This is a genomic window from Microcoleus sp. Pol1C5, assembly GCF_036701115.1.
In the GTDB taxonomy this organism is placed as follows: Bacteria; Cyanobacteriota; Cyanobacteriia; order Cyanobacteriales; family Microcoleaceae; genus Microcoleus.
Genome location: NZ_JAUBQE010000007.1, coordinates 21,315 through 35,217 on the forward strand (window position 1 = coordinate 21,315; position 13,903 = coordinate 35,217).

Annotated in this window: 15 protein-coding genes; 3 read left to right on the forward strand and 12 right to left on the reverse strand. The window is 46.7% G+C overall.

The genetic code is table 11. From position 1 onward, the window contains the following. Positions 1-106: 106 nt before the first annotated feature. Both QUA23_RS05710 and QUA23_RS05715 read right to left on the reverse strand, forming a co-directional pair. Positions 107-298 (reverse strand): NAD(P)H dehydrogenase subunit NdhS, encoded by a 192-nt coding sequence (locus tag QUA23_RS05710; RefSeq protein WP_006631389.1) that lies wholly within the window; start codon positions 296-298, stop codon positions 107-109. 131 nt (positions 299-429) lie between these two features. Further along, positions 430-1,500, reverse strand: a complete 1,071-nt coding sequence (locus QUA23_RS05715) for an Mrp/NBP35 family ATP-binding protein (RefSeq protein WP_006631390.1) — start codon at positions 1,498-1,500, stop codon at positions 430-432. A 190-nt stretch (positions 1,501-1,690) separates the two neighbouring features. Between QUA23_RS05715 and hemF the strand changes: the two genes are divergently transcribed. Together hemF and QUA23_RS05725 are read left to right on the forward strand one after the other, a co-directional pair. Continuing rightward, a complete protein-coding gene (gene hemF, locus QUA23_RS05720) occupies positions 1,691-2,734 on the forward strand; it encodes an oxygen-dependent coproporphyrinogen oxidase (RefSeq protein ID WP_333061314.1) in 1,044 nt (347 codons plus the stop codon). A 57-nt stretch (positions 2,735-2,791) separates the two neighbouring features. After that, the gene (locus QUA23_RS05725; protein ID WP_006631392.1) at positions 2,792-3,154 is read left to right on the forward strand and encodes an STAS domain-containing protein; all 363 of its coding nucleotides are present in this window, start codon (positions 2,792-2,794) and stop codon (positions 3,152-3,154) included. A 245-nt stretch (positions 3,155-3,399) separates the two neighbouring features. Here QUA23_RS05725 and QUA23_RS05730 read toward each other — a convergent pair whose 3' ends face one another. After that, the gene (locus QUA23_RS05730; RefSeq protein WP_333074258.1) at positions 3,400-4,020 is read right to left on the reverse strand and encodes a chromophore lyase CpcT/CpeT; all 621 of its coding nucleotides are present in this window, start codon (positions 4,018-4,020) and stop codon (positions 3,400-3,402) included. A gap of 336 nt (positions 4,021-4,356) precedes the next feature. On the opposite strand from QUA23_RS05730, the gene psb29 reads away from it, so the two are divergent. Next, positions 4,357-5,070, forward strand: a complete 714-nt coding sequence (gene psb29, locus QUA23_RS05735) for a photosystem II biogenesis protein Psp29 (RefSeq protein ID WP_333074259.1) — start codon at positions 4,357-4,359, stop codon at positions 5,068-5,070. A 233-nt stretch (positions 5,071-5,303) separates the two neighbouring features. Here the strand turns inward: psb29 and QUA23_RS05740 are convergent, their stop codons facing one another. The 9 genes from QUA23_RS05740 to QUA23_RS05780 all read right to left on the reverse strand — a co-directional run bounded on the left by QUA23_RS05740 (position 5,304) and on the right by QUA23_RS05780 (position 13,807). Next, positions 5,304-5,840, reverse strand: coding sequence for a late competence development ComFB family protein (locus QUA23_RS05740; RefSeq protein ID WP_006631395.1), 537 nt, complete (start codon positions 5,838-5,840; stop codon positions 5,304-5,306). A gap of 209 nt (positions 5,841-6,049) precedes the next feature. Continuing rightward, the gene (locus tag QUA23_RS05745) at positions 6,050-6,991 is read right to left on the reverse strand and encodes a M23 family metallopeptidase (protein WP_333074462.1); all 942 of its coding nucleotides are present in this window, start codon (positions 6,989-6,991) and stop codon (positions 6,050-6,052) included. Between the two features lie 560 nt (positions 6,992-7,551). Next, positions 7,552-7,779, reverse strand: a complete 228-nt coding sequence (locus tag QUA23_RS05750) for a hypothetical protein (RefSeq protein WP_333074261.1) — start codon at positions 7,777-7,779, stop codon at positions 7,552-7,554. Between the two features lie 52 nt (positions 7,780-7,831). Continuing rightward, the gene (locus QUA23_RS05755; RefSeq protein ID WP_333074263.1) at positions 7,832-9,358 is read right to left on the reverse strand and encodes a phosphomannomutase/phosphoglucomutase; all 1,527 of its coding nucleotides are present in this window, start codon (positions 9,356-9,358) and stop codon (positions 7,832-7,834) included. A 332-nt stretch (positions 9,359-9,690) separates the two neighbouring features. Continuing rightward, entirely contained in the window at positions 9,691-10,596 is a 906-nt protein-coding gene (locus QUA23_RS05760; protein ID WP_333074265.1) for a D-hexose-6-phosphate mutarotase, read from the reverse strand. A 28-nt stretch (positions 10,597-10,624) separates the two neighbouring features. Further along, on the reverse strand, positions 10,625-10,918 hold the full coding sequence (locus tag QUA23_RS05765) for a hypothetical protein (protein ID WP_333074266.1): 294 nt from the start codon (positions 10,916-10,918) through the stop codon (positions 10,625-10,627). A 169-nt stretch (positions 10,919-11,087) separates the two neighbouring features. Continuing rightward, complete coding sequence (locus QUA23_RS05770; protein ID WP_333074268.1) at positions 11,088-12,149, reverse strand: NADH:flavin oxidoreductase/NADH oxidase; 1,062 nt, start codon at positions 12,147-12,149, stop codon at positions 11,088-11,090. A gap of 36 nt (positions 12,150-12,185) precedes the next feature. Then, a complete protein-coding gene (locus QUA23_RS05775; protein ID WP_333074269.1) occupies positions 12,186-12,422 on the reverse strand; it encodes a glutathione S-transferase domain-containing protein in 237 nt (78 codons plus the stop codon). Positions 12,423-12,712: 290 nt separating this feature from the next. Then, positions 12,713-13,807, reverse strand: coding sequence for an acyltransferase (locus QUA23_RS05780; protein ID WP_333074271.1), 1,095 nt, complete (start codon positions 13,805-13,807; stop codon positions 12,713-12,715). Positions 13,808-13,903 lie beyond the last annotated feature (96 nt).

A 13,903-nucleotide genomic window follows, 5' to 3' on the forward strand; every position in this document is an offset into this window, starting at 1 on the left:
TAGTCATTAGTCATTAGTCAAGGGTTTTCATTTAGTAGCCTGGTCTTGGGTACTTTACCAATTACAAATTACACCTTACCCCTTACCAGTGACTAATGACTGCTGACTATTTCACGCGACCAGCCGTAGCATCGACAAGTTCCAACTGCGACAGCCGGAACGTGATCAGCTTGTCCCAATTGCCGCCTTCAAACAGTACCGCGACCTTTCCATCACTAACTCGCTGAACTTGTCCTTGAAAGGCGTAGTAAATCTCACCCTTATCTTTAACTCGAACTGCCGAACCTGGAAAAATCATAATTCTGTGAATGTTAAGTTGGCTCTTTATAGCTTACCTTTTCTCGTTTCTAGTTCCCAAGCAGAGCCTGAGAACTAGGCAAATCTTCGTTTACAGGAAGACGGGAGGCAAAGCCCAGAAACGAGAGTTTGTTAGGCTAAGGCTGCTACGGAAACTTTACCGGCAATGCGGCCCGCGATCGCCCGCAACTCCCTAGCTGAAGCAGAACCCGGTTGCCCGACCACTATCGGCACCCCCGAATCGCCACCTTCCCGCAACGGAATTTCCAGCGGAATGCGGCCTAACAGCGGCACTCCCAACTCAGCAGCAGTCTTTTCCCCGCCACCGGAACCGAAAATATCGTATTGCTTATCGGGCATATCCGGCGGCACAAAATAGCTCATGTTTTCCACAATTCCCAGCACGGAAACTCCCAACTGCTGGAACATCTTTAACCCCTTGCGAGAGTCCAACAATGCCACAGTCTGCGGGGTCGTCACGATCACCACACCAGCCATCGGCACCGCTTGCGCCATTGTCAACTGCGCGTCTCCAGTACCCGGAGGCATATCGACAATCAAATAGTCTAAATCCCCCCAATTCACCTGATAGAGGAACTGCCGGATGATCCCGTTCAACATCGGGCCGCGCCAAATCACGGGTTGGTCTTTGTCAATTAAAAACGCCATCGACACTAATTTGACCCCGTAGTTGAAGGCAGGTTCGAGGCTTTCCCCGCTTTTCCCGTCCCTAACCATCACTTTCGCGTCCCCCAAACCCAACATTGTCGGGTCGTTGGGCCCATAGATATCCGCATCCAGCAAACCCACCTTGGCGCCGGTTTGCGCCAGCGCTACTGCCACGTTTACCGCCACTGTGCTTTTGCCGACGCCGCCTTTGCCGCTGGAAATTGCGATAATATTTTTCACTCCTTCAATGCCTTGGCGATCGACCACTCCCTTTTGCTGGGGAGTCTCGGCTGTCACCTCCACCGCCACTTTTTCGACTCCTGGCAACTGTTTGACCGCTTTTTGGCAATCTTCGACAATAAATTCTCGCAGCGGGCAAGCAGGCGTTGTCAGCACTAAAGTAAAACTGACGACACCGCCGTCAATTTTTATGTTACGAATCATGTTCAATTCCACCAAACTCTTTTGCAGTTCGGGGTCTTGCACGGGTCGCAGGATTTCTAAGACTGAACTAACATCGAGTGTATTGGGCATTGTGTTCTCCACCATAGCTCTGCAATTGGGTTAGCGAATTTTCGATCGCAGGTTTAAGTATATTTTTATTGCTATTTTTTAATGTAACTTCATAGCGATCATTTGCAGACCTGCGGTGGCATAATTACATGACGACTGGATTTGGGATTCATCGCCCATCTAAGACTCAAATCTGACAACAGAAAATTTTATGACAGTTTCTACAACACTTAAAACAGCCACTTCCCCCTTTTTGCCGCCCGCTGACTCTAGAGCTAGAGTCAGCCAATTTATGAAAAGCCTACAAGACGAAATTTGTCAATCCCTCGAACAGCTCGATGGTCTTGGCAAATTTAAGGAGGACTCTTGGGAAAGGTCCGAAGGTGGCGGCGGACGTTCTCGCGTCATGCGCGAAGGCGACGTGTTTGAACAAGGGGGAGTCAATTTTTCCCAAGTGTGGGGCGAAAGTTTGCCGGCTTTGATTCTGGCAAAGCACCCAGAAGCTGCTGGTCACGATTTCTATGCAACGGGCACTTCGATGGTGCTGCACCCCCGCAATCCCTACTTGCCTACGGTTCACCTGAATTACCGCTATTTTGAGGCCGGCCCGATTTGGTGGTTTGGCGGCGGTGTGGATTTGACTCCTTATTACCCGTTGGCTGAGGATGCAGCTCATTTTCACAAAACTTTGAAAGCAGTTTGCGATCGCCACCATCCCGGATATTATCCGACATTTAAACTTTGGTGCGACGAATATTTCTACCTCCCGCACCGCCAAGAAACCCGCGGCGTGGGCGGCCTGTTTTTTGACTACCAAAGCGCTCAAGGCGCGCTTTACCGCGACCATCATGTCAAAGGCAAAGCCGCTGAGTGCAGCAACAACATCGGCGTGCCTGAACCTAGAACTTGGGAGTCGCTGTTCGCCTTCGTACAGGATTGCGGCCGGGCCTTTTTGCCGGCTTACACCCCTATTATTGAAAAGCACCGATCGAAAGAATACGGCGAGCGCGAGCGTAATTTCCAACTTTACCGCCGCGGCCGTTACGTTGAATTTAACTTGGTGTACGATCGAGGCACGACCTTTGGCTTGCAGACCAACGGACGCACCGAATCGATTTTAATGTCCCTGCCACCTTTGGTACGCTGGGAATACTCTTACGAGCCAGAACCCAACTCTCCCGAAGCCGAACTCTACTCGAAGTTCTTAAAACCGCAAGATTGGGCGAATTGGATGCCTCAGCAGTCACCGACCTGAGTTAAACTACTGGGACAGTAACCACCGCGATAGATAATAAATTTGAGGGAAGGGTCAGTGATTCATATTGATCAAAAAACCCACACGCTTCAAGACGGTACAACAGTTATCGTCTTAGCACCGACAGGACGGTTGGACATCACTACAGCTTGGCAATTCCGCCTCAAGTTGCAAGAGTGTATTTCCAAACTTAGCCGCCATGTTGTAGTGAATCTTGGTCAGGTTAACTTTATCGATAGCTCTGGCCTGACCTCACTTGTAGCAGGTATGCGGGATGCGGATAAAGTTAAGGGAAGTTTCCGCATTTGCAATGTTCATCCCGAAGCCAAACTGGTGTTTGAAGTCACCATGATGGATTCTGTGTTTGAAATCTTTGAAACGGAAGAAGAAGCTCTAGAGGGGGTGCCGCGCGCAAGTTGACCACTCCCGCTTGCATCGGTTGCGGTGTAAGCGCAATTTAAGCTTGAGGCTCACAAAATGCGCCGGAACCCTGCACAAGAACAGGAAGCAGGTAAATTCTTGCCAGCTTCCTTATGCTTTCTTCCTTTCTTGAGAGGTTGAGGGGTTCACCAAAACACTAAAGTAGAAGAATAGGTCAAGGTAAAGTCTTGCCTTCTATCCTAGATAGCTAAATCTTTCTTCCTTGTTTCTTGTTGCTTCTTGCTTCAAACCAATATCTCAGCAGCAAAATCCTGACGCTTGACAAATCTAAAAGGGCCCATTAAAGCTCCCCAGATAGCCTTGCCTGTCGTGGGGTTTATTCCTTTGTCGTAGCTGAGAAATTCCTCGCCTGCGGCTTCAAATCCCAAGTCTACTTGGTAATTTTGCCCCCCGTAGGCAAAGCCGCAGCGAGTGCCCTCCGGCAAAGATGCCCGAAAGCGATAGCTGTTTGAGGCTAAATTTTGCACTGCAACCGACAGGGTGCAGCCGGGGAGGAGTTGGATTTGTTCCTTCGTTAGCTTTCCAAGCAAGTCGGGGTTGCAACCGGCTCCTTTGACGGCTGTAATGTCGTGGAACATATAATACTGAGCTTCGATAAGTCCCGGCGCTATCTGTGAGTGCCTCAGTTGCACGATGCGGGGGCGGTATGGCTTATCTAATTCCAGGATGTTGGCTTGTTCGGCAAACAGCGCAATGCTGGGTTCGGAAAATAAACGAACCGGTAGTGGTCTTTGCCACAAACGAAGGTGGACGTGCCACGTCGGCTCTGCTAGCGCTTGTTCCCGGTTGTCAAATTCGCCCGCCATGTACTGGGCTAAAGCTATTAATTCAGGAGAAATTGTCATGTTTGATTTTTCACGATAAGGGGTTGACAAGAAAAATTAATTGTGATAAGCAAGGCCATATCTAGGCTGGGCAAGTCAGAAGATTAGATTTATGAGCGATCCCAGCTAAGCTATGATTGTAAAGATACTGGGGTTTTTCCCTCCTATTGCGACATATTAATTGTTGCTGCCGATCGCGCGTAAAATATTTTTGATAAAATTTTTTCTCGCAAGGAGGCGGCAACGCTTAAAAAACTGGCAATTTTTGTCAGCCCGATCGCAGAATTGACTCCCCGACTTTACTCACGCCGCGCTGGCACGCCCGCTACGGCAAAATTATTTATCTATAAGACTCAGGTGAACAATAACCGTACTGTTTCAGATACTAAGCGAAGTTTCTATACGATTCACACTCGACCGATCAACTCAATTTACCGTCGAGTGGTGGAAGAGTTGATGGTAGAAATGCACTTGCTTTCGGCGAATGCCGATTTTCAATACGACCCGATTTATGCTTTGGGTGTAGTGACAGCTTTCGATCGATTCATGCTTGGGTACGCCCCAGAAGCAGACAGAGTTTCGATTTTTAACGCTTTGTGCAAGTCCCTAGAAGACGATCCAGAGCGCTACAAGCAAGACGCTCAGCGATTGGAAAGCTTGGCGGATAGACTTTCCGGGCAAGAGTTGCTCTCGTGGCTCGATCGCTCGACCAGCTTTGAAGATACAGCGGATTTGCAAGCGTCTTTAGGGGCGATAGCCAGCAACCCTCAATTTAAGTACAGCCGCTTGTTCGCGATCGGTTTGTTCTCGCTGTTAGAAAAAGCTGACCCTAACTTAGTAAAAGACCAAGAAACGCGAAACGATGCGATCGCTAAAGTCAGTGCGGCCTTGCACCTGCCAGAAGACAAAGTTAGCAAAGATTTAGATTTGTACCGCAGTAATTTAGAAAAAATGGCTCAAGCGCGAATAGTGCTTCAAGATGTCATCCAAGCGGAACGGAAAAAACGCGAAAAGCGAGAAACAAAAGTTACCGCTGGCCCCTCGGCAGACTCTTCTGACAACAACAATTAATCGTTTGAAGGAAGGAGGAAGAAGGAAGAAGGAAGAAGGAAGAGGGAATTTTTTATTTGATGTAAGAAATAAAGAAAACTCTTAAAATTTAATTTGTTTTCTTGAATTCTGGCTTCGGTCTTGTGCCTTCTGGCTTCGGTCTTCAGATGAATCTTGCTGACTCAGAAACTAAAAATCCCGCTTTCTGAATTGAGCGGGATCGACTTAACTGAAATAGAGCTGTTGGGGTGGTACTAAGGCTGTGGCTCAAAATTAGTGGCGTTAGCTTGCAGCCAAGTGCTTAGCTGTGAAAGAACTTCGTTTCCCGAAGACTTGCCCAAAGCTGTGGGGTTTGGGGTGTCGGGCCTGTCCAAGTTGCGGGCGATCGCTGCGTTGACTTCTTTGGAAATCAAATCGTGAAGTTGCTCTTTAGCCCTAGCCCTTTGAAAGTGAGCTCCCTCTTCCGTCGTAGCGTACAGAGGTGGCAGCCTATTTAAAGCATAAGCTGCAATATCTCCCACATCCAGACTTAGGTCGCTCGTCGCCTCAATTTCAGCCACCCTAGCGATCGCATCGCTGAGTACCAACTCTTCCATAACGTTGATGAACTGTTTTCGTGGCAGAACCACAACTTCGCCAGTCAACAAAGATCCCATCAGACGATCGAGAGCCATGTACTCTTCGATCGACAATTCCGAAGCCGTATTGCAGATCCGTCCCACCTCAGCTTCCATAGACGGCGTTAAATAACCATCCTGCAAAGCCTGTTCAACAATTTTTTCAATACTCATATATGCGTCCCCGCTCAACGGCATCATTAATAAAGTTTTGTGAAGACGCGATGGTTAGCGTCTTGAGATTTGAGTTGTGAGGGTTAAGTTGAGAAATTTTATACAAATCCTAACTCAATTACAGATAACCCATAACAGTTATCTGCACACCCCAGCCACAAACTTACCCCATAATTGACTGATAAATCCGTCAAAACCTGTAAAAACTCCTACTCAACTCCCTGAAGCCGCCAAGGTACAGGATCGACGGACTGCCCGTGCACGTAAAGTCCCCAATGCAGGTGAGGACCTGTGGAAGCCCCCGTTGACCCCAGAGCACCGATTACTTGACCAGCTTTCACGACATCGCCTTCCTTAACATCAATCCGGCTGAGGTGCATCAAAATACTTGCTACCCCCTGACCGTGGTCGATACCAACGACGTTCCCGTGGATTTTGAAGCCTTGAGATTCGCGTCCCACTAGAGACACCCGACCTGCTGCGGGTGCGACTACAGGGGAACCGTAAGCACCCGCGTAATCAACGCCCCGGTGGTAGTAGTCTTGAGCAAATACCCCATTATAATAACGTCGCACCCCGTAAATAGTAGTAATTTCGCCGGAGTTGGGGCGCAACAATTTGCCGTCCCAAAATTTTTCGGGTGTCACCAGTGCTTTAAATGCGTCTACGCGATCGAATTCGGCATCTGTACCTTCCTCGTCTTTCCCAGGGGGTAGCCAGATAGATTGAGTGGGAAAATTTCGATCGCGCACTTGTACGCTCAACTTCTGCACTTGTCCATCACCTGTGACTTGGATTTGGCGGGCACCGGGTTTCTCTACCGGCGTCGTCGGCAGCAAGGCCCGAAAGCGGCCGTTGCCGATGGGAAACGCGGGGTAGTTTTTTTGTTGTAGAGAAACTTTGGGAGTTTCCCCGCCGTTACCGTCAACCTGAATCATTACTGACAGCGTATCTCCCAGTTCGGGATTTGTCGGCGTCACAACTACCTGCAAAGCTTGCACCGGCAGGGTAAAACTTAGAATGCCAGCAACAATTCCCCAGATCGAAGTGGCGGTTAGCTTGTTTGCTTTCAACTGCCGCCACCGCCAAATCCGACCCGTAACTATTTCGGCACTTAGCCCGCCGTTGCCTCGAATCACAGTCATTATCATCACTAGGTGTCCTTAATCTTTGTCTCGCTGATATATTTTTAACTATCTAGACTAACTATAGCAATCCGCAATAAGTCGAGAGAAAAAGCCTTATGTAAAAAGCTTGGTCAAAGATTTGGAGATGAGAGACTAACTTAAATAAATACTTAACTTGAGGTGATAAGAATAATAAAAATTCCCATAGTGCGGGGAGGAAAGCCCGCTTGAGGCAGACGCTCACACTACAGTTTCCATTACAAATATAGGAGAACCCAAGTTTCAACAGAAACACTCTTCATCTATAACCGGATGATTATATTTTATCAGTCCTAGGTACTATTACATTGTTTTTAACAATTGGTATTAGTTATAGTTCACGGCGCTACAACAAAATTATTTTTAACTCAAGAGCAGTTAAATCAATTCTTTCTTTGCCGTTTACTTTCCGAGAACCTTCCTCAAACTCTCTAGTTATTGTAGCCTGTTTTTGGCAAAATAGTATTGATTCCCAATTTTAAAATCTCACCTCTAAAATGGTATGAGATAAAAATTGAGACTTGCGATAATCTGATCGCCTAGAATTATAGAGATTCAAAGGTAGCGGTGAAACCATCTAAGGTTAAGCATTCTTCCATAAATTCCTCTACATCATTGACATTCTCAAGCTGATATTCCATGATGCGTTGACCATCGCCTTTCATCTTTTTGGAAGAGGAAGGTGTGGCAGGATATTTTGTCGCGATGGCTTTGAAAGCTTTGGAATGGATCTCCCAGCTTTCTGCAGAACATTTTATGATTAAAAGCCACATGATTAAATTCCTCCTTGGGTTGGGTTTAGTAATAGTCTGACACCAGTAAAACTTAGATCGATAGTGCCGAAAAATCAAGGAATTCGGTGGTTTGGAAAAAAGCTAAAAGCCGAGCGATTATGTGAGCAACACCACCCTTAACATTAGACTCAACATTCAAAGGCATCACCGGATCGTGGAGTGATAATCGTAACAGAAACCAGCCGGATTCGCTAGCTGACGTGCAGGAAATTCGCAGACCTTCGTAGTTGTTGGGAACTATTTTCCAGTCGGCTTGCGTTGAGACAAATTCTTGCAGTTGCTCAATAACGCGAGATCCGTGAGCCTTGAAATCATCTACACCAAGTTTAATCCGAAATTCTACACTTTCTTCGGGCTCTTTTAAATTCGCAATTAAATCTGGCAAAGATTGGTTTGCTAGTTTTGACTTAGCCAATTCAATCAATAATTTGCTGACCAAATAAGCGCCATCATCCAAAAAGTAATTTTCTTTCAAAGCTCCATGTCCAGAGGTTTCAATCGCCAGCCATGATTCCTGTCCGGCTTCATTGAGGCGTATCGACTCGTCAATCACATTTTTATAGCCACGTTTAAAGCGATGGTGAATCCCTTTTAGATCCTGTTCGATGAATTGTGTCAAGCCATCGGAGGTGATAGAATCGGTAACAATGGTAGAGCCTGGGTGTTCTTTTAATACGATCGCAGAAATCAACGCAATTAAGCGATTGCGATTGAGTTCCTTGCCAACTTGATCGACAGCCGCACTGCGATCGACATCGGTATCAAAAATAATCCCAAAATCAGCTTGATGTTCAATTACCGCTTGACAAATTGACTGCATTGCTTGTTTATCTTCGGGATTTGGCACATGATTGGGGAAAGTACCATCGGGTTCTAAAAACTGACTTCCCGTGGTGTCTGCACCTAAAGGTTTTAAGACTTTATCAACATAAAAACCGCCAGCACCATTCCCTGCATCCACAACAATTTTTAATCCTTTCAGCGGCTGCTCAAAGTTATCGGGATGATTGACTGCTTCCCGAATTTTTGTGACAAATTGGTTAGCATAAACTGAGATAAAATCATGCTTTGTAATCTTACCGGGCGATGAGGCTGGCTCAAAGTAATTGCTTTGGGCTAGTATTAAGATATCTGTAATATCCTGCTTTTGTAATCCACCTTTGGCAGTGAAAAACTTTAAGCCGTTTCGATTAAATGGCAAATGGCTAGCAGTGAGCATAATCGCGCCGTCGCAATCAAAACCAGGGGTAATGGTACTCATAAACATGGCGGGGGTTGAGGCCATTTCAAAGTCGTACACGGTTGCACCCATTGAGGCGATTCCCTCCATGACTGCTTGCATTAAGGTTGGCCCTGATAGGCGACTGTCACGCCCGATCGCGATCGTTAATTCGGCCGCTGGTTTCTTGACTTTTTGCACCACCCAACTGACAAAGGATTTACCTAAGATTGTCGCAATTTCGGGCGTTAGGTTGACTTGTTCATTGGGAACGCCTTCGAGGGCGATACCGCGAATGTCTGATCCATTTTGAAGTTTTGTCCAGTTGAAGATTTGCATAATAATTGATGGTAAGTAAAAATATCGGAGTCGGCGGTTGAAACCGATCGTACAAACTTTCGTCTGTGGCTAGACAGTTCGAGTCAGATTCGCCGAGCCTCTTTCGCGGACTAAGAAATAAACCGGGGAGAAATGTTGGATTTGGTATTATTAGTCATTAGGGTGACAGAGTTTTTCAATTCAATCAGCTAATCGGCATTTAAGTTGTATTTAAAGAAACAATCCCAGTCTTGTGGGTGGGATTTGAGCAAGGCCCAAAATATCCAATTGCAATGTTGAACAGCTTACTGGGAATTTTGGCTCCATCACCGCTAAAATTAAGCTCTAATTCCTTAGTCGCGTTCAACGCTGTAAATTGCCTGCAAGCGGAACTCACCATGAGGGGGAACTTCCACAATATCTGTAGCTGCATTGGTCGTTTCTACGCAGAGTAAACGCTGATAATCTGCATCATCAAGGTCGGCCATATTTGCAGAAATTGTCACCCAGGGATTCCACACTACGACGGATTTACTACCCGATGATTTAATGCGAATCCGACGATTGAGGGCGCTATCGTCAATGACTAATTCATTGGTGACATCGAGATAAATGCGATCGACTTCACCTGTTACTACCACTGCACCCACTTGAGTTTTTTCGACACCACCATCCGCTTTATCAAGATACTGGCTATTTTCTAAGCCTAAAACCTGCACGCGGTTGATATCGCCGATTTGGAAATAGGTGTGCAAAGCTTGCGTGAGGGGAAATGCTTTGTCGCCTAGATTGCGGGTGATTAATTCTACCGTGAGGTTGATGCCGATCGTAATCACGATCGCCAGTTCAAAGGCTTGGGGCCAAATTGCTCTAGTTTCATCGGTATCCTTGAGTCCTAGAGTGACTTTGGTGGCGCCGTCTGGGGTTGTGGCGGTTTCTAGCACATTCCAGAGGCGATTCCGCACAAACCCATGACTCGGACGCCCCAAGGCTTCGGGATCTGGGCCAAACCAGGGCCAACAGATGGGTATACCGCCTTTGATGGCTTTGCCTTCGGCGTAGTAGGCTTTTTCGCTGACGAACATCAAGTCTGTGGTTTCGGCGGCGGGTTGAAAGGACAGCACTTGACCGGAATACACAGAAATTAAGGCTTTGGCTTGACCGTTGTCGATGTGAATCATCGGGAAACCACCGTTTCCCGTGGCGAAGGTGAGGTGGCCGGCAATGCCGTAGTCTGTGTTTAATTGGTCAATACTCATGCTGTTAGCTTGGTTAATTGCTTTACAATTATCCGATATTATGGTTGCGAGATTGATTAGATTGTTGGGTTTGACGGGGGAAGGTGCGATCGACACCACCACGCCCTCCGACAAACAGATTGTAAGTGCCAACCGATCGCGAGGCGATGTGCGATCGAACCCACCGACAAACTTTGCTGATTTCTCCGTAAGCAAGCCGATCGCGTTTAGCAGCGAGCTCGTTGAGGATGGGATGCCCCGATCGCCAGCTTCCCGCCCAACTATTAATCAGCAGCAACGGCTTACCTGTGCAACCTCGAATGTAGTGCATTTCACCAGCCATTCGGTCTCCCGTTGAGCCATTGGGTTAAATTCAGTTGAGTCGCTCGACTTTCATGCGCCCCACTTTACAACTGCTGACGAGTCGGACGGATGATCGTTTCGTTGACATCCACATCACCGGGCTGCTCGATGGCACAGGCAATCGCCCGGGCGATCGCAAATTCGCTTAATTACCAAGCGCGAGCGTATTGAATTGGAGCAGGCACTGATTGACGTAGTTGCTTCGCAGCCCGCATCGGCCAATAAGGATCGCGCAGCATTTCTCTGGCAAGTAATATCATATCTGCTTGACCTGTACGGATGATGTGGTCGGCCTGCGCGGGTGCAGTAATCATACCAACTGCTCCGGTGGCGATGTTCGCGGAGCGTCGAATGCGATCGGCAAAAATAGTTTGATAACCTGCACCCGTCGGAATCTTTTCACCCGGTACAATTGCGCCTGATGAACAATCGATTAAATCAACGCCCAGTGACTTTAATTTATAGCTGAGTACAATACTTTGTTCAATGTCCCAACCATTTGGAACCCAATCGGTTGCAGAGATGCGAACCCAAAGCGGTGTTCGATCCGGCAAAACATTTCGCACCGCTTCTACGACTTCACATAAAAACCGGATGCGATTCTCAAAAGTGCCACCATAATCATCTGTCCGTTGATTGCTCAAGGGAGACATAAATTCATGCAGTAGGTAGCCGTGAGCCGCATGAATCTCTATTAGGTCAAATCCGGCTTCGAGGGCGCGTTGAGCTGCCTTGACAAAGGATACCGTCAACTTTTGAATGTCTTCCATACTCAGAGCGATCGGGGCGGGGCTATCGGGTTCAAATGGAATGGCGCTAGGGGCGATCGAAGTCCATCCTCCTTGAGATTCCGAAAGCACCTCGCCACCATCCCACGGAGGTGCTGTACTGGCTTTTCGACCTGCATGAGCAAGTTGAATTCCCGCAACCGCACCGTTGCGGTGAATTAACTCGACGATTCGCGCCCACATTTCAATGTGAGGATCTTGCCACATTCCCAAATCTTGCGGCGTAATTCGTCCTTCAGGCTCGACAGCCGCTGCTTCAGTCATCACCAGGCCTGCCCCTCCTACGGCTCGACTGACGAGATGAACCAGATGCCAATCATTCGCGAATCCATCAACGCTTGAATATTGGCACATGGGAGAAACTGCAATGCGATTTCGGAAGGTAACGCCACGTTGATCCAATGGCTCAAATAAATGCGACATAGTTGTAAACCCGTGAGTTATATAAATGCACAGATGTCAAGTACAGACTTTCTTCACACTGGGAAGTTGACTGACTTCATTCCACCAAGTCCGAAGCTTTGAAGTTTGCGCGATCGTTGCTTCGTACTCTGGGGTCTGCGATAGGTAGGTGAAGACCGGAATTAGGTAGAAATCGGCAATGCTCAGTTCGTGACCTAGCAAATACGGGTGTCCTAAAGTTAGGGACTCGATCGCCTCTAGTGAAGTCTTTACAGGTGCTACTGCAGCTTTCACCTAATCCTCGTCACTTTGACTCCCCTGGCTAGACACAATCAGAGGTTCAATGGCAATTGACTCGATCGCGAGTGCATAGAGATGGCTGTCCATAATCCCCATAATCTGGAATCTCCGAGGGCTTGTCAGTATACAGCTCACATATCTCGACTGAGTGCGTTTTTGAGGAATAAAATCACAGTTTAGGCTTGGGAGTCCGAAAGTAACAATAACCCGTTAGAAGGAGATTAATTTCACAGCAGACAGTATCGTGATTCTTAACTTCCCAAAGCGGCAAACCTTCGGATTTTTTAAATTCGGATCTCTGCGTTGGGAGGAAACATTTTTTCAACAATATTTTTCCGCAGAAGAACTGTCAAGGGTTTTTCTATCAAAGAGTAGAATATGCACCCGAAAACTACGGCGAACACTGCCAGTATAGCCGGAGCAAAGAAACCGTCAAAATATTTTTCTAATTTCGCCTTTTGGAGAATTTTTGTACTTGCTGAAATCAGAGGTCCGTGGGTCAAGAATATCGAGTATGAGGCATCTCCCAAAAAAATTAAAATATAAGGAATCTTCGGGGAATCCTTGAGGTCTATCGAGGTGGCAGCAATGATTAACAGAGCTGCTAGCACTGCAAAAGTAGTGACGCGCTCAAACTCTATGTTTCTCCATGCGACGAGCATTAGTAAAATAACATATCCTAAATTTGCTATCCCAAACAATATCCACCTGTACTTACCGATCTTATTGTTATATTTAATCACAATATACGCAGCCAAACAGCCCAAAACAAATTCGAGATTCATATTCCCAAATACTGTCTTCATCACCCAAAAAGATTTGGGGAAAGTTATAATCTTACCAAAATGTAAAAGGGTTACCAATAACCAAGCCGAAAAAAAAGGCACAGAATGTTTAGGTTTCAGCCAAATAGCTATGCTGAACAATACATAAAAATATATTTCGTAAATTAAAGTCCAACCTACATCCAGAATCGGCTTGTCGTTTTGAGGAATCAAGAGTAGCGACACAATTACCTTTCCCAAGCTTATATCTTTATTGTTAGCAAAACCGGGAATTACTAGAAAGAAACACAAAACTGTTAGAGTAATTATCCAGTAGATGGGGTAAATTCGCACGCCGCGCTTAACTAAAAACGATTTTAACTGGTCTTTTTTACCGATCGCCGATCGGTGAACGTACACCATGATAAAACCGCTTAATACAAAAAAGTAATCTACCCCGCTCGACCCAGCCTGAAATAAATTAAAAAAAGTAACTTGATTTAATCTCTCCACGCTCATCAGGTTGAGGTGAAACATTACCACTAATACAGCGGCTATGCCTCGATAAACTTGCAAGAGGTTAAGCTTTTTGTGAGGAGTTGAACTCTGTGTCATCAGAAAATACCTTGTTCAAGAGCGGCAGTTGCCCTGGCTCCCCAACTATAGTCTACGCACTAAACAGAGTCAACACATTAGACACTATAATATAAC

Coding starts and splice junctions, on each gene's coding strand:
- QUA23_RS05710 (WP_006631389.1), bottom strand. CDS start 298: ATGATTTTTCCAGGTTCGGCAGTTCGAGTTAAAGATAAGGGTGAGATT.
- QUA23_RS05715 (WP_006631390.1), bottom strand. CDS start 1,500: ATGCCCAATACACTCGATGTTAGTTCAGTCTTAGAAATCCTGCGACCC.
- hemF (WP_333061314.1), top strand. CDS start 1,691: ATGACAGTTTCTACAACACTTAAAACAGCCACTTCCCCCTTTTTGCCG.
- QUA23_RS05730 (WP_333074258.1), bottom strand. CDS start 4,020: ATGACAATTTCTCCTGAATTAATAGCTTTAGCCCAGTACATGGCGGGC.
- QUA23_RS05740 (WP_006631395.1), bottom strand. CDS start 5,840: ATGAGTATTGAAAAAATTGTTGAACAGGCTTTGCAGGATGGTTATTTA.
- QUA23_RS05745 (WP_333074462.1), bottom strand. CDS start 6,991: ATGATAATGACTGTGATTCGAGGCAACGGCGGGCTAAGTGCCGAAATA.
- QUA23_RS05750 (WP_333074261.1), bottom strand. CDS start 7,779: ATGTGGCTTTTAATCATAAAATGTTCTGCAGAAAGCTGGGAGATCCAT.
- QUA23_RS05755 (WP_333074263.1), bottom strand. CDS start 9,358: ATGCAAATCTTCAACTGGACAAAACTTCAAAATGGATCAGACATTCGC.
- QUA23_RS05760 (WP_333074265.1), bottom strand. CDS start 10,596: ATGAGTATTGACCAATTAAACACAGACTACGGCATTGCCGGCCACCTC.
- QUA23_RS05765 (WP_333074266.1), bottom strand. CDS start 10,918: ATGGCTGGTGAAATGCACTACATTCGAGGTTGCACAGGTAAGCCGTTG.
- QUA23_RS05770 (WP_333074268.1), bottom strand. CDS start 12,149: ATGTCGCATTTATTTGAGCCATTGGATCAACGTGGCGTTACCTTCCGA.
- QUA23_RS05780 (WP_333074271.1), bottom strand. CDS start 13,807: ATGACACAGAGTTCAACTCCTCACAAAAAGCTTAACCTCTTGCAAGTT.